The following is an 18,295-nucleotide window of genomic DNA, read 5'->3' as shown; positions in this document are numbered from 1 at the left end:
AATATTTAGGAGTGATTATGGAGCTTTCAGCGTTAACTGCTATTTCACCTGTTGATGGTCGTTACGGCAGCAAAACAACTGAGCTTAGAGAAATCTTTAGTGAGTATGGCCTAATTAAATACCGCGTTACTGTAGAAGTTCGTTGGTTACAAGCACTTGCTGCTGCCGAGGGTATCGATGAAGTACCATCACTAAGCGCTGAAGCAAATCAAATCTTAGATAACATCGTTGCAAACTTTAATGAAGAAGATGCAATGCGTGTTAAAGACATTGAGCGCACCACAAACCACGACGTGAAAGCAGTTGAATACCTACTAAAAGAAAAAGTAGCTGACAACGCCGAGCTTAATGCAATTAACGAATTTATTCACTTTGCATGTACCTCAGAAGACATCAACAACCTGTCACACGGTTTAATGTTAAAAGAAGCACGTGAAAACGTTCTTTTACCATACTGCGATAAACTACTTGATGCTGTTCACGCACTTGCAAAAGAATACCAAACAATTCCGATGATGTGTCGTACACACGGTCAGCCAGCTTCACCTTCAACTATGGGTAAAGAAATGGCAAACGTGTACATGCGCTTAAAGCGTCAACGCGACCAAATCGCTAATGTAGAATTACTTGGTAAAATCAACGGTGCAGTTGGTAACTACAACGCACACATTAGCGCTTACCCTAACTACGACTGGCATGCACACGCTGAAAAGTTTGTAACAAGTCTTGGTCTTGAGTGGAATGCGTTTACAACACAAATCGAGCCACACGATTACATCGCAGAACTTTACGATGCAATTGCACGTTTCAATACTATCTTAATTGACTTTGACCGTGACGTTTGGGGCTACATTGCGCTTAATCACTTCAAGCAAAAAACAATTGCCGGTGAAATTGGTTCATCAACCATGCCACACAAAGTTAACCCAATTGATTTTGAAAACTCTGAAGGTAACTTAGGTATTGCGAACGCTATTTTTGCTCACTTAGCACAAAAACTACCAGTATCTCGCTGGCAGCGTGACCTTACGGATTCAACCGTATTACGTAACTTAGGTGTAGGCATGGGTTATGCTTTAATCGCTTACCAAGCAACACTTAAAGGTATTAGCAAATTAGAAGTTAACCAAGACAAGTTACTTGCTGAACTTGACCAGAACTGGGAACTACTTGCTGAGCCAATCCAAACTGTAATGCGTAAATATGGCATTGAAAAGCCATATGAAAAACTTAAAGAGTTAACACGTGGTAAGCGCGTTAACAAAGAGATCATGGCTGATTTCATCGATAATCTTGATTTACCAGAAGCGGTAAAAGAAGAGTTAAAACAACTTACACCTGCTAATTATATTGGTCGTGCAGTTGAATTTATCGACGACATCAAATAACCAGCAGTTTTAGCTTGAATAAAAAGCGAAAGGTATTTCTAATATCTTTCGCTTTTTTATTATAAATTTTTAGAGACGTCTATGTATCAACTCAGCTTTAATATCAAAACACCAGACGGTGTTAAAACCCTCTCTCAGCAAGAATTTATTAATGAATATTGGCAAAAAAAACCGGCATTGATTAAGTCTGGGTTTGCTGACTTTATTGATCCAATTAGTCCAGATGAACTTGCTGGCCTTGCGATGGAGGAATGCATTGAGTCGCGTCTTATTTCAAACCATAACAATGAATGGCAAGCACACCACGGCCCGTTTGAAGATTTCGAATTATTAACGCCAAAAAACAGTACGCTTCTTGTGCAAGCTGTTGACCACTGGCACCCTGAGGCTGCCGAGTTAATCGAACCGTTTCGCTTTATTCCAAACTGGCGTATCGATGATTTGATGATCAGTTTCTCAACGCCTGATGGTGGCGTTGGGCCTCACCTAGATCAATACGATGTATTTATTATTCAAGGCCAAGGTAAACGACATTGGCGCGTTGGCGAAGCTAAGCAAACCTTCAATGAAGTTATTCCGTGTAAAGATCTGCTGCAAATTGACGGTTTTGATGCCTGCATTGATGAAGTACTTGAACCAGGCGATATTCTATATATTCCACCTGGCTGCCCTCACGAAGGTTACGCAGTCGAAAACGCGATGAACTATTCAGTTGGCTTTAGAGCACCGAATCAGCGCGAATTATTGTCGTCATTTTCAGATTACCTCATTGATAACGATTTGGGGAATACGCGTTACAGCGACCCAAAGCTTCAATTACGTAATAACACCGGTGAGTTTTTAGCAAATGAAGTAGACGATATTAAACAACAAATGCTAGATGTACTTAATAACAATCAAGGTTTTAATTTATGGTTGCTACAAAGTCTGAGCGAAGCAAAACACGATCTCGATTTAGCGCCGCTTGAAGATGAATTCGAGCCAAGTTATGTACTTGAATTACTGAACCAAGACATTGAAATTCATCGTCTAGGTGGTCTTCGCTGCTTTTATTTATCAACAGAAAGCAACGTGTTATTTGCAGTAAACGGTGATGTACTTACCCTACCACTTTCGTGTCTTTCATGGGTGGAAACACTTTGCCAAAACGTAACAGTGACATCCGAACAGATTAAAAGTTCCACAACTTGTTCACACTTTATGCAAAACTTTACTAATCTTTTAAATGAGGGCTATTGGTATTTCGATTAGTAGAGGAAATGATGAGCTTCACATTTAAACAGGTCACATGGCGAGAAAAGCGTAACGAACTCAAACAAGTGAGGGAAAAAGTATTTGTTTATGAATACCATATCCCAAAGGACGTTGAATTTGATAAGTGCGATTTAAATTGTCAGCATCTGCTTGGGTTTGATCATCAAGGTAACAGCATAGCAACCGCAAGAATAACGCAACAAGGTGAAATTGGCCGCGTTGCTGTGCTGCAAGCTTACCGAACTCATGAGTTTTATAATCTAATTTTTGAGCAAATTGCGTTGTGCGTAAAAGAGTTAGGTGCCGAAGAGCTGAGTTTCAATTGTAATATTGTTGAGAAAGAAAAGTTTAAGCGCTGCGGTTATGCCGAACAAGGCAATGTGTTTATGGAGGCTGGAATAGCGCGACAACGATTATCGTGTCCGTTATCGCGTTTTGATCCGAAACCGTTTACTTTGGTTCATTAGTCCAAAGTTTTTCATTGCTGTATAAGTCATACAGACCTTCAGCACGGTTAACAAGCAAGTTAGCAAAGTCGATTTGCGCCTTGTCGCCTGCACTGTTTTTAGCAAGCTGGTCTGCTTTTAATTGCCATTGAAACGAAAAATGACGAAGTGCGTCACGAGCATTTGTTGCCGCAGTCACTTCAACGTGATCTGTCGGTAAATTGCCTGACACAACCCAGTAGGTTTTGCCTTGTTGACTTTTAATTTTCCAAATCGCACACATAGGCGCAATATAACGGCTTTCTTTATCTAGAATTGTCTTTGGAATAACGCCCTTCTCAGCTAAGTGTTTATTAGCGCGATCAAGTGTAGAGCGGATCCATTCATTTTGAGCAGCTTGAATTTCTGCTTGAGTTGGTTGTGGTTTTTGTTCTTGGTTTTCCATAATACATCTTTAGAAAATTTCAATTTCATCACTGTACTGTGTCACCCTTTGCAAAGCAAGATGTAACGTTAAAAAGATGAATTTGGTTGTGTCAAAAATGTTAACTCTTGCTCACTCGATTTGCGGCCTAATATGGCGTTACGGTGTGGATAACGCCCAAACTGGTCGATTATTGCCTTATGCGCCACTTCAAACTCATAACTAGGATGATCTTTATACAACGTCATCGCCAATTCATGAATTTTCGCGCTTTCACTGTGCATAAATGGCAAGTACATAAACCCCACTTCAGTTTCATTAAGTTGCTTATCAAAGCCCTTATCAATTGCTGTTTGCGCCAAAGCTAACGCCAGCGGATCTTGGCGAAACGCCCCTGCTTGACCTCGGTAAATATTCCGTGAAAACTGATCGAGCACTATTATCTCACACAGCGCACCAATCGCAGTGTGTCGCCAATCATGTAATTCGCCTGCAATCGCTGCATCAAGAATAACCTTAAATTTTTTGTTGATTGTTTTATCTAGCGCTTCATTGACAGAAAACCAATCATTCGGTGTTAATTCAGTAAACCAAAAGTCATATATATCTTGATAGTTCATATTATCCCAGCCAACTAATAAACTGATTAATCACCAACGCATTTACAATATCAATAAAAAATGCGCCCACTAAAGGTACAACGATAAACGCTTTAGCTGAAGGCGAATAATGTTGCGTTACCGCCGTCATATTAGCAATTGCTGTTGGTGTCGCGCCTAAGGTCAACCCAGCATAGCCAGAAGCCATTACCGCTGCGTCGTAGTTCTTGCCTAAACTCGGAAATACCACATAGGTGCTATAGAGTATTGTCGCCAACACTTGAAAAACAAGTAACACGACAAATGACATTGCTAAACTCGTCAACGTCCAAATCTTAATACTCATTAACGACATCGCTAAAAATAGCCCTAAACAGACATCGGAAATAAACGACAACGACGCGCTATTGGTGGGCCAAAGCTTAACTGACATTAAACGTGGTACTGTGTTACTAATAATAATGCCGGCAAATAGGCAACAAACAAAAAATGGTAATTCAAAATCAAAATAAACTAATGCAGCTTCAATACGATTACCTAATCCAATTGCCAGTAGAATAACAAAGATACTGATCAGAAACTGATCTATGTTAACACTTGCAAATTTAGCATTGTCATGGGAAACCCCTACTTTCAGCGGCTTAGCAGAATAGACCGTTTGTTTTAATTGGTGTTTCTCTATTATGAACTTCGCGATAGGGCCACCAAGCACGCCACCAAAAATTAAGCCAAATGTCGCGCACGCCAAAGCGAGTTCCAACGCCCCTTCAATCTGATACTGCGCATTAAAAAATGGCGACCAGGCGATTGCCGTACCATGCCCACCACTTAGTGAAATCGAGCCACCTAGCAATCCGCTCACTGGTGGCATGCCAAACGAGGTAAATACACCAATCCCAACAAGGTTTTGTAAAATTAAAAAGCCAACTGCCAGTAGTAATAGCATCATTAAGCTTTTACCGCCTTTTATTAGGCTATCTAACTGTGCATTTAAGCCAATCGTGGTAAAGAAAACGATGAGTAGCACATCGCGCTGTTGAAGTGAGAAAGTGATTTCAGTATTGAAAACATAAAACGAAAAAGCCGCTAAACTTGAGGCAACAATGCCGCCGGTAACGGCTTCTGGAATATTAAAGCTTTGTAACGGCTTATAACGACGGTTTAACCATTTACCTAAAAAGTAAACCAGTATTGCCGCCATTAAGGTAAGCCGTTCGTCTATCAGCATCTAATGTCCTAGTATTTTTGCAGGGTCCGTTTTGCTGGCTTTAACTGCTGGATAAATGCATGCAAGTATCGCCATTGTAAAAGTAATCACCGTAGTGATCAGTAAATCGTTTACGTTAAGCTGACTTGGTAGATAGTCTATAAAATAAACACCAGACAACACATTTTTGCCGAGCAATTCACTTATTAATAAATATATATCGCTTACTGTCAGCGATAAAATAATGCCTAGAATCAGGCCAATACCTAAGCCGATTGCCGCTTGATGAATACCTTGCAGTAAAAAGCAGCGTACAATTGTGCTATCGGTTGCACCCATGGTTTTTAAAATCGCAATACTCGCGCTCTTTTCTTTCACTTCCATAATTAAGGTAGAGACAATATTAAAGCTAGCAACAGCGACAATTAAAAACACCGTGATGTAAACAATTAAGCGCACCATTTGTATATCTTGATACAAATTACCCTGACTACGGTACCAGGTTTCGATATACACCAATTCATCTAATTTTTGACCTATCGCAAGGGCACTATTTCGCACATTAAATACATCCCGTATCTTAACTTGCAGCCCATCAAACTGGGTATTACTCACGTTTTTTAGCTGTTGCGCTTGGCTTAATGCAATTTGGCCAAAATTCATATCAAGTTGACCACCTAAATTAATGGTGCCAACTAAGGTTAAATTAATTCGCTTAATACTCGCAAGTGATTGAGTTCCGGGCTCTGGCAGTAACACAGATACCGTATCGCCAATTTCCAACTGTAACTTATTTGCCAGCGCCTTACCGAGAATAACCTCACCTTTTGTAAGATTAACGCTGCTCTTAGGGGAAATGTACTTAGCGCTGTCTGACACGGCTGCGTCTAACTCTGGTTCAACGCCTTTTAATAGCACGCCATGCATTTTACCTTTGTGCGACACCATCGCATTTAGCTTAATATAAGGGGCAACTGCAACTGCTTCTGGGTGACTGAGTAATTTTTCTTGGTGAGAGGCAAATTTATCCAGCGGTTTTGCTGGCGCATAATACTCAATATGTGGAATAACGCTTAATAAACGCTCTTTTAGTGCAACTTCAAAGCCGTTAATCACCGATAGCGCCAAAATAAGCACCGCCACACCAAGTGAAATACCAATCGTTGATGACTTACTAAAAAAGCCACTAACCGTGGTATCGCCTTTGCCGCGTCGAAAGCCTTTAACTAAATAAACACTTAAACTCATTGGCTAACCAACTTTCCCTGTTTAATAAACATGGTTTTATCAAGCTTTGCCGCTAACTCTAAATCATGCGTCACCACAATAAACGCAGTATTGTGGGTGGTTTTTAACTGGTTAATCAGTTCGTATATGTTCTCGCCATTATCTTTATCAAGGTTACCTGTCGGTTCATCAGCAAGCACTAATGCAGGTTTCGTGATAAGCGCACGGGCGATGGCAACACGCTGACGTTCACCACCCGAAAGTTGATCCGGTTTATGAGTAATTCGATGGCTTAAACCCACGTTTTCGAGCATTTCACTTGCTTGAATTTTGGCGTCTGGTTTTGCCATTCCCCCAATCAATAGCGGCAGCATCACATTTTCAAGAGCGCTAAACTCCATCAGTAAATGGTGAAATTGATATATAAAACCGATGTGCTTATTACGAAAATCGGCTTGCTGCTTGCGATTAAGCGTCGTTGTATCGACACCTTTTATTTCGATTTTACCAATATTAGGCTTATCTAATGTGCCAAGCAAATGTAATAGTGTACTTTTACCTGAACCTGAGCTGCCAACAATTGCAAGTGTTGTACCCGCTTCGAGGGTTAAATTTAAATCATCTAAAATATCAACTTTAACATCGCCATCTTGGTAAGACTTAGCGAGGTGTTCACATTTTACTACAAGGTGATTATTCATATCTTAAAACCTGTGCTGGTGCTAATTTCGCAGCGCGTCGTGCGGGATAAAAGGTGGCTAAATAGCTCATCGCAATACTTAACGTAAAGATCACACCTACTTGTAACCAAGATACATCTACCGGTAACTCCATACCTGCAATAATTTGAATGCCAATCAGTGCTAATATTTCATTAATGTTTAGCGCAACCGCTAAACCAAGTAATACCCCAAGTACACTGCCAACTAAGCCATTGTATAAACCTTGTACCATAAATACCTGTAACACACCGTTGGGTGTTAAACCTAAGGTTTGTAAAATCGCAATTTCAGACTGTTTTTCAGATACCATCATGGTCAGTGCCGAGAGAATATTAAATACCGCAACTAGAATAATCAGGCCAAGCAAGAGGCTCATTATGCGCTTTTCCATTGCCACTGCTGAAAAGAGTGAACCTTGTGTATCTTTCCAATCTGCTACTTTTAGCGTTTTAAGCTCTGGCATGTCATTGATTAGGTCATCTAATTTAAATGGATCGGTTAAATACAGTGCAAATTCATTAAAACTCGATGGTTTTATACGATTAAGTCTTAATAAGTTTGATGTACTCGTTAAAATTACTTGACTATGAAACGCGCTGTTATCAAGCAGTACTGCAACGGTAAATAAACGTTGCGATGGCATACGTCCAACTGGGGTAAATGTTGTGACACTCGGTAGCATTAAGCGAATCTTATCGCCGACAGAAACATTGAGCTCTGTTGCTAAGCGCCGCGTAATCGCCACTGAATACTTAGTGTTTGCTAATTGTTTAACGGTTTCACTATTAAGCATGGCTGTCAAAGGCGTGTCTTGGCTATCATCTATACCGTAAATTTTTGCCGCTAATAATTTGGTATTCGACACAACCAACCCTTCACTACTTTTAAAACGTGATATTGAAGTGACATCTGGATGTTTTGCCAAGGTTTGATACAAGGGGTGGTTTTGCTTGTCAGGTAGTGCAACAGATAAATGCGGCATAATTTGCAGCATAGATTGCTTAAGCCGGTTCTCAAACCCGTTCATTACGCTGGTCACACAAATTAGCGCAATAATACCGAGCGTTATACCCGCGATAGAAAAAAATGAAATAAAGGAGATAAAGCCGTTGCCCTTGGCTAATTTCGCATAGCGCATGCCAATAAACAAACTAACTGGCTGAAACATAGATTACTGATTGTTTAATAAGTGTAATTTTTTGGAAGTTTAACACTTATTAATAAGAAGTGTATTATTTTCTAGGCAATCTCAGAATAACAGATCTGATCAGTGAAATTTTTGCCATAATTCCAGCTAAGCTACTGTAACTATTTAAACAGTCTAGGTAGAATACCGCGTCTGCAATATAGGGGTATGCCTTTTGTTCGAGCGATTTAAGCACTTTCAACTCCGTGGTGACTTATTTGGTGGTGTCACTACTGCAATTATCTCACTACCACTTGCCCTAGCCTTTGGTGTGGCGTCAGGCGCAGGTGCCGAAGCTGGTATCTGGGGCGCTATTTTAGTCGGCTTATTCGCTGCACTGTTTGGTGGTTCTAACTCGCTCATTTCTGAGCCGACCGGTCCAATGACCGTGATTATGACAGCAGTGCTTACCGCGATGATGGCCAAACACCCAGAACAAGGCATGGCAATGGCCTTTACCGTGGTGATGATGGCCGGTGCATTCCAATTTTTACTCGGTTCATTAAAACTGGGTAAATACGTTACCTTAATGCCTTACAGTGTTATCTCCGGTTTTATGTCAGGCATTGGTGTTATTTTAATTATCTTACAATTAGCACCACTTTTAGGCCATCAAACGCCATCTGGTGGCGTAGTCGGCACGCTTACTGAACTCCCCAGTTTAATTTTCAATCTTCACTTTTCAGAATTATTTTTAGGTCTTGCAACGCTCGGTATCTTATTTTACTTCCCCAAGCAATACCGTAAGTATATCCCCGCTCAACTCGTTGCACTTATCGCAATTACGCTTGTTTCCGTTATTTTATTTAGCGATGAATCGATTCGCCGTATCGGTGAAATTCCTACTGGTTTACCTAATTTAGTCTTCCCGACATTTACCGCCGACCAATTCGTTACCATGATCATTGAAGCCATGGTACTTGGCACACTTGGTTGTATCGATACCCTGTTGACTGCCGTAATCTCGGATTCATTGACGCGTCAAGAACACGATTCAAATAAAGAACTCAAAGGTCAAGGTATTGCTAACATGATCTCTGGTTTATTTGGCGCACTGCCGGGCGCAGGTGCTACCATGGGCACAGTGGTAAGTATTCAAGTGGGTTCTCGCTCTCCTGCCGCGGCAATTATCCGCGCCGTTATTTTGATGCTTGTCGTATTGGTTGCGGGCAGTTTAATTGAGCCAATTCCAATGGCGGTGCTTGCAGGTATCGCGCTGTACGTTGGGATCTCGATTCTCGATTGGAGTTTTTTACAGCGCGCACACAAAGCCAGCATGCAGCAAACCGCGATTATGTATGCGGTAATGCTACTAACTGTTTTTGTTGACTTACTTATTGCGGTTGGCTTGGGTGTGTTTATCTCAAATATCATCGTGATTGAACGATTAAGTCGTGAGCAGGCAAAACAAGTCAAAGCTATTAGTGATGCTGATGACGATGATGTACCGTTAAATAAACAAGAGCGCGCAATTTTAGACAAAGCAAAAGGCAATATTCTGTTCTTTTACTTGTCGGGTCCAATGATTTTCAGTGTATCTAAAGCGATTTCTCGTCAGCATTCTTCTGTACATAAGTACAAAGCGATGATCCTAGATTTAAGTGATGTGCCGATGATCGATATGACCGTTGGTCTCGCCTTAGAAAATGCCATTAAAGATGCTATAGAAGCACACTGTGAAGTCTTTTTATATTGCCCAAATAATGATGCTAAACATCAACTTGAAAGGCTTGGCATTGATGAATTAATCGGTAAAGAGCGTTTTGTAAATACACGACTTGAGGCACTTAATCAGTCGTTAGAAGTTATCGAGAACGTGCCGTTCACCGGCAGCTAACTGAAAGTTAAATAAATTCTTTGCCTGAACTCCCCTGTTCGGGCTAAGATTATTTATTATTTAATGATTTACAATGCATATGTCCGACCTCATCGAACAATTTAATCAGTACTTTCAAATCGAACACGCAATTAGCGTTAACTTAGAACAGGTTAACGAAGATAAATTGCCTAGCGATGACAGTGACATAGACAAAATAATCCCACCGCTATTTAAACTAGCCAATGAAGTAAACGTGCTAGAGCAAACCGCCCTTCGCCCACTCAGACAGCTAGGTGATGTAGCCGATGATTTAGCGCAGTACCTTAAATTACAGTCACGTAAAATTGACCTTATTTTGTCGCATATATTAGCAACGGAAAATGAAGACGAAGCTCAGCTAGAAACGGTAAGTTTTGGTGGCAGCGGCTTTGTACTGCAAACAAACACTTGCTATACCCCCAACAGTTTTTTTCGTAGCAAACTATTTTTAGCGGATGAAGCAGCTGCGGTGTTTTGCTTTACCCAAGTTGTAGATAGTGAACCGCATCAAGATGGATATAAGACACGATTTATATTCAGTCACATTCGAGAGCAAGATCAAGAGCTTATGGTTAGAGCAAGCCTGCATACACAAGCCAAGGTGTTAAAAAAGAAGCAATCAAAGAAAAACATCAATTAAACACTAATAAATAGTGTCGCCATTTGCTAATATTGGCCAAAATTACCCTTGTTAACTACTATGAACACTGTTTTTCCAGCTGAATGGGCATTGCAAGATGCCGTGCTCTTAACTTGGCCGCATAAAGATACTGATTGGGCCGATATTTTGCCTCAAGTTGAGCTCACCTACCTTGCTATCGCAAAAGAAATTCTGTCGCAGCAAAGACTTGTGATTGTTGCGCATAACGATGCGTTAAAACAGCATATTAGTACGCTTTTTCATAACAGCGACCTAACACTAGACAAGGTCCATTTTGTTGTATGCCCAACCAATGATACATGGGCGCGTGACCATGGGCCAATTAGCACATATCGTGGTGACACTCTTCATGCCCTTGATTTTACCTTTAATGGCTGGGGTAATAAGTTTCAATCAGAACTTGATAATGCGATTAATCAGCAGCTATTTAACACAGTATTAGCCAATAGCGCTTCATCACAAAAAGTGCCGCTGGCACTCGAAGGTGGTGGTATTGAAAGCGATGGTAACGGCACACTGTTAACAACCAGCGAATGCTTATTAAACGACAATCGTGAAAACAATTTAAACAAAGCGGAGCTAGAAGCAAAGCTAACGGAATTATTAGGCGTTAATCACTTTCTTTGGCTTGATCACGGTTACCTTACAGGAGACGATACCGACAGCCATATCGACACGTTAGTGCGTTTTGCGCCAAATGATGCCTTAGTTTACGTTTCATGCCCTGATCGAAACGATGAACACTTTCAAGCGTTAGACGCAATGGCCAAGCAGTTACAGACATTCACTACAAAACGTGGCAAACCTTATACTTTGCATGCCTTACCTTGGCCAAACGCAAAATACGATGGCGATGGCGAACGCCTTCCAGCAACCTATGCCAATTATTTAATTATCAATAACAAGGTACTGGTACCTACCTACCAAGATGCTAATGATCAAGCTGCACTTGATGTAATCGCAGCAGCCTACCCTCAACATCAGGTTGTTGGTATTGACTGCCTGCCATTAATTCACCAATTTGGCAGCTTACACTGTATTACCATGCAATTACCTAAGGGTTTTTTACGGAGCTAATTATGTCTCAAACGATTAAAGTTGCGGCAATTCAACATTCAAATAGCGGTGATTTACAGCATAACCAAGACAAAACCGTACTTGGCATAAAAGAAGCCGCAAAAAATGGCGCCAAGCTAATTGTATTACAAGAACTTCATCGCAGCCTTTACTTTTGCCAAGTAGAAAGTACCGATAACTTTGACTTAGCAGAATCGATCCCAGGCCCAAGTACCGCGCTTTACGGTGCGCTTGCCAAAGAGCTAAATGTCGTTATTGTTACCTCATTATTTGAGAAACGTGCAACGGGCTTGTATCACAACACCGCCGTTGTACTTGATGCTGACGGAGAAATTGCGGGCACTTACCGTAAAATGCATATTCCTGATGACCCTGGTTTTTATGAAAAGTTTTACTTCACACCGGGCGATTTAGGTTTTCAGCCAATTGAGACCTCAATTGGTAAGCTTGGTGTGTTAGTATGCTGGGATCAATGGTTCCCAGAAGCTGCGCGTTTAATGGCGATGGCAGGTGCAGAGTTTTTAATTTACCCAACCGCAATTGGTTGGGATTTAGACGACGACAGCGCTGAACAACAACGTCAACTCGACGCTTGGGTTATTGCCCAGCGTGCTCACGCAGTATCAAATGGACTGCCTGTAATTGCCTGTAACCGCCAAGGCCATGAAGCCGATCCAAGCGAGCAAAGTAAAGGCATTCAGTTCTGGGGCAATAGTTTTATTACGGGTCCTCAAGGCGAAATTTTGGCGCACGCGTCAAATAATGACGATGAAATTCTCTATGCCGATGTCGATCGTGCACGCAGTGAATCCGTACGTCGTATCTGGCCGTATTTACGTGACCGTCGTATCGACCATTACCAAGATCTAACGAAATTATACCGAGATTAGTAAGGAGTGACATTAATGCAAAGTCAGTGGCTTAACTTACCCTGGATCAAAACCCAAAACGACAAAATTGCGTGGGGCAATTTAGCAGGTTCAGCCTTAAGTTTAGCAATTTCAGATGCGGTAAAAAGCCACGCTGGATTTAAATTAATTGTCACTCAAAACACGCAGCAGGCGCTTAAGCTTGAAGCTGAGCTAAATTACCTATTGCCTAATATCCCAGTTAACTTATTTCCAGACTGGGAAACCTTGCCTTACGACCATTTTTCGCCGCACCAAGATATTATTTCGCAGCGTTTAAGCCTATTAAGTCAGCTAAGAAATCAGCATAACGGAGTGTTGATTGTGCCGATTGCAGGGCTCATGCTGCGCACCGCCCCGTGTGAATTTATTTATGGTAAGGCAATCAAATACAAAGTTGGTGACACGCTCGATAGCATGACCTTGCGCACCGCACTCGAGTCGGTTGGCTATATCAACGTACAACAAGTAATGGCCCATGGTGAATTTGCGATTCGTGGTTCCATCATCGATTTATTCCCGATGGGCAGTAATACACCACTGCGTATTGATTTATTTGATGATGAAATTGATTCAATTCGCCAATTTGATCCGGAAACTCAGCGCTCTCGCGACAACATTCAAGAAATTGACTTATTGCCAGCGCACGAATTTGGTACCGACGAAGACGACATAGAGCGTTTTCGTATTAACTATCGTGAAACCTTTGGCATGGCACATGAAAAAGGCTCTGTCTATTCACAGGTCAGCCAAGGTAGTTTGCCCTCAGGTATTGAATATTATTTACCCTTATTTTTTGATACCACTGCAACCCTGTTTGATTATTTACCAAGCGACAACGTTATTTTTACCTTGGGCGATATTGAACACAGCTGCCGTGAAACTTGGCAAGATATAGAAAAACGCTTCGAAAATCGTAAAGTTGATTCATTACGCCCACTGCTCGAACCGTCTAAGCTTTATCTTAATGTAGAAAACTTATTTTCTGCGCTAAATGATTCTCCGCGCGTTGCGCTCTCTCAAGCAATGCTTGGTACGAAAGCAGGCAATAGCAATATCGCCCTTGATGCTGTACCTGACATCCGTGTAAACCATCAACTTAAGCAGCCGTTTGAACACGTCTTAAACTACATTAGCGCATTAAAAAGTAATAACACGCGTATTTTATTTTCGGTAGAAAGTGACGGCCGCCGTGAATCATTATTAACCTTGCTGAAACCAACTGGGTTAAAGCTTTCAGAGTTCGAGTCTATTGATCAATTTAGTGCAGCAAACAGTGATGTTGGCTTAATTGTTTCACCGCTTGAGCAAAGTATTCACCTTACTACCCAAAACTTATGCATTATCACTGAGCAAGAACTGCTCGGTGTAAAAATATCTCAAAGACGCCGTCGCAAACATAAATACGAAGTCAGTCAAGATTCAATTATTCGTAACCTTGCTGAACTGCAAATTGGTCAACCCATAGTACATTTAGATCACGGTGTCGGCCGTTACCAAGGGCTTGAAACCATTGACGCTGGGGGTGTCAGTACCGAGTTTGTTACCATTCATTATTTAAACGACGCGAAGCTTTATGTGCCTGTGGCATCACTGCATTTATTATCGCGTTATTCAGGTGGCGACTTAGAAACTGCACCACTCAATAAACTGGGCTCCGAAGCGTGGGAAAAAGCTAAACGTCGTGCCGCTGAAAAAGTACGCGATGTTGCCGCTGAATTACTTGATATTTATGCCCAGCGCGAAGTTAAGTTAGGTTACGCATTTAATCACGACAGCAGCGCTTATCGCCAATTTGCCGATAGCTTTCCGTTTGAAGAAACCGACGATCAACAAAATGCCATTGGTGCCGTACTGAATGATATGCAAAAAGCGCAAGCAATGGATCGTTTGGTGTGCGGTGATGTTGGCTTTGGTAAAACGGAAGTTGCGATGCGCGCCGCGTTTGTCGCAGTAAACGACTCTAAGCAAGTTGCAGTTTTAGTGCCAACTACCCTGCTCGCTCAACAGCATTTTGAAAACTTTAAAGACCGTTTCGCCAACTCTGCCGTTGAAGTCGCCTTATTGTCGCGATTTAAAACTGTAAAAGAGCAAAAACAAACGCTTGAAGGCTTAGCCGAAGGTAAAATTGATATTGTTGTTGGAACACATAAGTTACTGCAGCAAGACATTAAGTTTGATGATCTTGGCTTACTGATTGTTGATGAAGAACACCGTTTTGGCGTACGCCAAAAAGAAAAAATTAAGTCGTTACGTGCTGATGTTGATATTTTAACGCTCACCGCAACGCCAATTCCGCGTACGCTGAATATGGCAATGAGTGGCATGCGCGATTTATCAATTATTGCCACACCACCGGCTAAACGTTTAGCAGTCAAAACCTTCGTTCGTCAAAACGACGATGAACTGATTAAAGAAGCAATCATTCGTGAAATTAAACGCGGTGGTCAGGTTTACTTCTTACATAACAATGTTGAAACCATCGACAGCTTTGCGAGCGACATTGCTGCATTAGTACCTGAAGCAAATGTTCAGTACGCCCACGGGCAAATGCGAGAGAAAGAGCTCGAATCATTAATGTCGGATTTTTATCACCAAAAATTTAACGTGTTGGTGTGTACCACGATTATTGAAACTGGTATTGATATTCCAACCGCAAATACCATTTTGATTGATAGAGCCGACCGTTTTGGCCTTGCACAATTACACCAATTACGTGGTCGCGTTGGTCGAAGTCATCACCAAGCCTACGCCTATTTACTGACACCAAATGAAAAACTGATCAGTAAAGATGCGAAGAAACGTTTAGAAGCAATTTCATCACTGGAAGATCTTGGCGCTGGTTTTACCTTAGCAACGCACGATTTAGAAATTCGTGGTGCGGGTGAACTATTAGGTGATGAGCAAAGCGGTCAAATTGAAAGCATTGGCTTTAGCTTGTATATGGAAATGCTCGACCAAGCTGTTGAAGCGTTAAAACAAGGCAAAGAGCCAAGCCTTGAAAACTTGCTACGCAAACAAAGCGACGTTGATTTAAAAATTCCTGCGCTTATTCCAAACGACTATATTCATGATGTAAATACACGATTAAGCATGTACAAACGTATTGCAAGTTGCACCGATAAAGATGCAATGGATGAATTGTCTGTTGAATTAATTGACCGATTTGGTTTACTACCAGAAGCGTTGCAAAACCTATTTGCAATTCAACAACTCAAAATTACAGCCTCTAGTCTTGGTATAACTAAGATTGATGCCAATATCAAAGGCGGTTATTTTGAATTTGGCCAAGATACTAAAGTCGATCCGAGCTTTATTATTGGATTACTGCAATCCAATCCGCAATTCTATAAGATGGAAGGCGCCAGTAAATTGCGTTTTATGATTGAAGAAAAGAATAACCAAGAGCGCTTAAAGCTCGTTACTGCAATGCTAAAAGACTTTGCCCAAAAGGTTGTAAAATAATGATAATAAAATATTTTTTGCCGTTAAGCCTGCTTAGCGCAAGTTTTATGGTCAGTGCCAATTTGCGTTGGTTTGATATTGAATTGATCTTTTTTGAAAGACCTACCGACAGCGAACTAAAAGAAGACCTTTCAGCCGAAGACTTCCCAGCGATTAACTACACTAATAGTAAAGACATTATCGCTGAAGCCTATCAAGAACTGCAAAATGTGAAATATAAAGAATGCATGGGCATCGAAGTCAATAAAGAAAATGGCGAACAGATTGACGGCCTTGACCAGCCTGCCATTCGTAACGATGACGTTATTGAAGCGTTTGAGACATCATCGCAAATTAATAACGACGATGAACTTGATAACCTAGCGCAGCTTGAGTGCCAACGTTATAGTAATGTAGCCGAATTAGACGCGTTACCGCTTACACCTGACGCACTGACGTTCGAACATACTGATTACATTTATTTGTTATCAAAAGAGCAGCTAGAGCTTAACGAAACCGTAAGCCGCTTAAAACGACGTGGCTTAACACCGTTATTGCACACGGGTTGGCGCCAACCTGAAAGTAATATTCGTAACGCGACACCTATGTATTTGTATGGTGGTAAGAACTTGTCGGCAGTTATCAATAAGTCAGAAAATGAGCAATCACTTGAACAAATGCTTAATGAATATACGCAATTTGAACAAAGCGAGGCAATTGATTTAAATGGCGTACCACAAAGTTCAGACATAGATGCGTTTCCAAGCGATATTGTTAACGACTTTGAAACGTTTGAAGACACTCCTAGCCCGCTTTTAACTGAACAAACATGGCAGCTACAAGGTAAATTTAAAGTATTTATTCGCCGCAATTATCTCAATATTGAAGCCGATTTTGATCTTAACGAGTTAGTGGAACAGACCGTTGACAACATCAACTTTACAGATGCTGACAATGGCTTGGCTTTGCAACAACTCACTGAAACTGTATTAAAAACTGAACGATTTTCACAATTCCGTCGTGTGATAAGCTCCGAAATACATTATTTCGACCATCCAAAGCTCGGCATTATTATGCAAATTCGTCGTTATAACCATTAAGGACTTTGTCTTATGAAAAAATTATTTATTACTGCTGCACTACTTACGTTAACTGCATGTTCAAAAGTGACCTTAGAAAACTACGAAAAAATTAAAGTAGGTCAAGACAAGCAAGAAGTTGAAGCGATCCTTGGCAGCGCATCACAATGTGAAGAAAAAACCATGCACACAGACTGTACTTGGGGCAATGACAGCACAAACATTAAAGTAACCTTTGTAGGCGGTAAGGTAACCCTTTACTCAGAGAAAGGCCTTTAATCGCTTAACCAATTGACCCGTCCTAGCATGGGTTGACACTTTTTTTAATAAAACGCTCGATGTACTTCATCGGGCGTTTTGTATTTTAAGGCCGTATGTGGTCTTCTTTGATTATAGGTATCAATGGATTGTTTCACCATTTTCGTAGCTTCTTCCAAGTTATTGGGCTTTGTTAGTAAATATTCATTTTTCAGGATCCCGTTTACGCGTTCCGCCAAGGCATTTTGGTAGCAGTCATATCCATCTGTCATTGAGCACGTTATGCCATATTCTTCGTGTATGCGTTGGTACTCTTTAGCGCAATATTGAATACCTCTATCTGAATGATGGATAAGAGGTGAAATGACTTTTCTATTTTTTAACGCTTGTTTAAACGCCTGTTTTACTGAACTCGTTTTTAAATTATCACTTAAGTTATAGCCCACTATTTTTCTAGAGTAAGCATCCGTTACTAGACTTAGATAGGACTCGCATTCTTTCGTTGGCAGGTAAGTGATATCCGCCACCCATAATTGCTCTGGACGAGTTAATTCAAT

General features: G+C 41.1%; 17 protein-coding genes. 10 read left to right on the top strand and 7 right to left on the bottom strand.

The window, feature by feature from the left end; genetic code table 11:
- The first annotated feature begins 17 nt into the window (after positions 1 to 17).
- From purB to AN214_RS11815, 3 genes are all read left to right on the top strand, one after another.
- Entirely contained in the window at positions 18 to 1,388 is a 1,371-nt protein-coding gene (purB, locus tag AN214_RS11825) for an adenylosuccinate lyase (protein WP_054979917.1), read from the top strand.
- Positions 1,389 to 1,469: 81 nt separating this feature from the next.
- Positions 1,470 to 2,639 carry a cupin domain-containing protein gene (locus AN214_RS11820; protein WP_054979916.1) on the top strand — a complete coding sequence of 390 codons (1,170 nt, stop codon included), beginning with the start codon at positions 1,470 to 1,472 and terminating at the stop codon, positions 2,637 to 2,639.
- Positions 2,640 to 2,647: 8 nt separating this feature from the next.
- A complete protein-coding gene (locus tag AN214_RS11815; protein ID WP_152960760.1) occupies positions 2,648 to 3,109 on the top strand; it encodes a GNAT family N-acetyltransferase in 462 nt (153 codons plus the stop codon).
- On the opposite strand, the gene AN214_RS11810 is transcribed toward AN214_RS11815, so the two are convergent.
- From AN214_RS11810 to AN214_RS11785, 6 genes are all read right to left on the bottom strand, one after another.
- Positions 3,093 to 3,533 carry a DUF4826 family protein gene (locus tag AN214_RS11810; RefSeq protein ID WP_054979914.1) on the bottom strand — a complete coding sequence of 147 codons (441 nt, stop codon included), beginning with the start codon at positions 3,531 to 3,533 and terminating at the stop codon, positions 3,093 to 3,095. The genes AN214_RS11815 and AN214_RS11810 overlap by 17 nt on opposite strands.
- Positions 3,534 to 3,601: 68 nt before the next feature.
- A complete protein-coding gene (locus AN214_RS11805; protein ID WP_054979913.1) occupies positions 3,602 to 4,132 on the bottom strand; it encodes a DUF924 family protein in 531 nt (176 codons plus the stop codon).
- Position 4,133: 1 nt separating this feature from the next.
- Positions 4,134 to 5,339 (bottom strand): sodium/glutamate symporter, encoded by a 1,206-nt coding sequence (gene gltS, locus AN214_RS11800; RefSeq protein ID WP_054979912.1) that lies wholly within the window; start codon positions 5,337 to 5,339, stop codon positions 4,134 to 4,136.
- Positions 5,340 to 6,566, bottom strand: a complete 1,227-nt coding sequence (locus AN214_RS11795; protein WP_054979911.1) for an FtsX-like permease family protein — start codon at positions 6,564 to 6,566, stop codon at positions 5,340 to 5,342.
- Positions 6,563 to 7,246: a lipoprotein-releasing ABC transporter ATP-binding protein LolD gene (gene lolD, locus AN214_RS11790; protein ID WP_054979910.1), complete on the bottom strand. Its 684-nt coding sequence runs from the start codon at positions 7,244 to 7,246 to the stop codon at positions 6,563 to 6,565. Before lolD ends, AN214_RS11795 begins: the two co-directional genes overlap by 4 nt.
- Positions 7,239 to 8,435, bottom strand: a complete 1,197-nt coding sequence (locus tag AN214_RS11785; protein WP_054979909.1) for a lipoprotein-releasing ABC transporter permease subunit — start codon at positions 8,433 to 8,435, stop codon at positions 7,239 to 7,241. The genes lolD and AN214_RS11785 overlap by 8 nt, the downstream gene beginning before the upstream one ends.
- Before the next feature lie 193 nt (positions 8,436 to 8,628).
- On the opposite strand from AN214_RS11785, the gene AN214_RS11780 reads away from it, so the two are divergent.
- The 7 genes from AN214_RS11780 (at position 8,629) to AN214_RS11750 (ending at position 17,759) form a co-directional block, all read left to right on the top strand.
- Positions 8,629 to 10,290, top strand: a complete 1,662-nt coding sequence (locus tag AN214_RS11780; protein ID WP_200911130.1) for a SulP family inorganic anion transporter — start codon at positions 8,629 to 8,631, stop codon at positions 10,288 to 10,290.
- 73 nt (positions 10,291 to 10,363) lie between these two features.
- Complete coding sequence (locus AN214_RS11775) at positions 10,364 to 10,951, top strand: PilZ domain-containing protein (protein WP_327077695.1); 588 nt, start codon at positions 10,364 to 10,366, stop codon at positions 10,949 to 10,951.
- Positions 10,952 to 11,011: 60 nt separating this feature from the next.
- Positions 11,012 to 12,049, top strand: coding sequence for an agmatine deiminase family protein (locus AN214_RS11770; RefSeq protein ID WP_054979906.1), 1,038 nt, complete (start codon positions 11,012 to 11,014; stop codon positions 12,047 to 12,049).
- Positions 12,050 to 12,051: 2 nt separating this feature from the next.
- A complete protein-coding gene (locus AN214_RS11765; protein ID WP_054979905.1) occupies positions 12,052 to 12,939 on the top strand; it encodes a carbon-nitrogen hydrolase in 888 nt (295 codons plus the stop codon).
- A 15-nt stretch (positions 12,940 to 12,954) separates the two neighbouring features.
- Complete coding sequence (gene mfd, locus AN214_RS11760; protein ID WP_054979904.1) at positions 12,955 to 16,422, top strand: transcription-repair coupling factor; 3,468 nt, start codon at positions 12,955 to 12,957, stop codon at positions 16,420 to 16,422.
- On the top strand, positions 16,422 to 17,501 hold the full coding sequence (locus AN214_RS11755) for a CsiV family protein (RefSeq protein ID WP_054979903.1): 1,080 nt from the start codon (positions 16,422 to 16,424) through the stop codon (positions 17,499 to 17,501). Before mfd ends, AN214_RS11755 begins: the two co-directional genes overlap by 1 nt.
- A gap of 12 nt (positions 17,502 to 17,513) precedes the next feature.
- The gene (locus AN214_RS11750) at positions 17,514 to 17,759 is read left to right on the top strand and encodes a hypothetical protein (RefSeq protein WP_054979902.1); all 246 of its coding nucleotides are present in this window, start codon (positions 17,514 to 17,516) and stop codon (positions 17,757 to 17,759) included.
- Between the two features lie 44 nt (positions 17,760 to 17,803).
- On the opposite strand, the gene AN214_RS11745 is transcribed toward AN214_RS11750, so the two are convergent.
- The coding region (locus AN214_RS11745; RefSeq protein WP_054979901.1) for an IS3 family transposase at positions 17,804 to 18,295 on the bottom strand (492 nt) is incomplete at its 5' end.

The sequence above is a fragment of the Pseudoalteromonas sp. P1-9 genome (assembly GCF_001399975.1).
Classification (GTDB): Bacteria; Pseudomonadota; Gammaproteobacteria; order Enterobacterales; family Alteromonadaceae; genus Pseudoalteromonas.
Note: the sequence above shows the minus strand (reverse complement) of the source record. Positions and strands in the feature narration are given on the sequence as shown.

Excerpts from the sequence above, each read along its gene's own strand:
- purB (WP_054979917.1), top strand. The coding sequence starts at position 18 with ATGGAGCTTTCAGCGTTAACTGCTATTTCACCTGTTGATGGTCGTTAC.
- AN214_RS11820 (WP_054979916.1), top strand. The coding sequence starts at position 1,470 with ATGTATCAACTCAGCTTTAATATCAAAACACCAGACGGTGTTAAAACC.
- AN214_RS11815 (WP_152960760.1), top strand. The coding sequence starts at position 2,648 with ATGATGAGCTTCACATTTAAACAGGTCACATGGCGAGAAAAGCGTAAC.
- AN214_RS11810 (WP_054979914.1), bottom strand. The coding sequence starts at position 3,533 with ATGGAAAACCAAGAACAAAAACCACAACCAACTCAAGCAGAAATTCAA.
- AN214_RS11805 (WP_054979913.1), bottom strand. The coding sequence starts at position 4,132 with ATGAACTATCAAGATATATATGACTTTTGGTTTACTGAATTAACACCG.
- gltS (WP_054979912.1), bottom strand. The coding sequence starts at position 5,339 with ATGCTGATAGACGAACGGCTTACCTTAATGGCGGCAATACTGGTTTAC.
- AN214_RS11795 (WP_054979911.1), bottom strand. The coding sequence starts at position 6,566 with ATGAGTTTAAGTGTTTATTTAGTTAAAGGCTTTCGACGCGGCAAAGGC.
- lolD (WP_054979910.1), bottom strand. The coding sequence starts at position 7,246 with ATGAATAATCACCTTGTAGTAAAATGTGAACACCTCGCTAAGTCTTAC.
- AN214_RS11785 (WP_054979909.1), bottom strand. The coding sequence starts at position 8,435 with ATGTTTCAGCCAGTTAGTTTGTTTATTGGCATGCGCTATGCGAAATTA.
- AN214_RS11775 (WP_327077695.1), top strand. The coding sequence starts at position 10,364 with ATGCATATGTCCGACCTCATCGAACAATTTAATCAGTACTTTCAAATC.
- AN214_RS11770 (WP_054979906.1), top strand. The coding sequence starts at position 11,012 with ATGAACACTGTTTTTCCAGCTGAATGGGCATTGCAAGATGCCGTGCTC.
- AN214_RS11765 (WP_054979905.1), top strand. The coding sequence starts at position 12,052 with ATGTCTCAAACGATTAAAGTTGCGGCAATTCAACATTCAAATAGCGGT.
- mfd (WP_054979904.1), top strand. The coding sequence starts at position 12,955 with ATGCAAAGTCAGTGGCTTAACTTACCCTGGATCAAAACCCAAAACGAC.
- AN214_RS11755 (WP_054979903.1), top strand. The coding sequence starts at position 16,422 with ATGATAATAAAATATTTTTTGCCGTTAAGCCTGCTTAGCGCAAGTTTT.
- AN214_RS11750 (WP_054979902.1), top strand. The coding sequence starts at position 17,514 with ATGAAAAAATTATTTATTACTGCTGCACTACTTACGTTAACTGCATGT.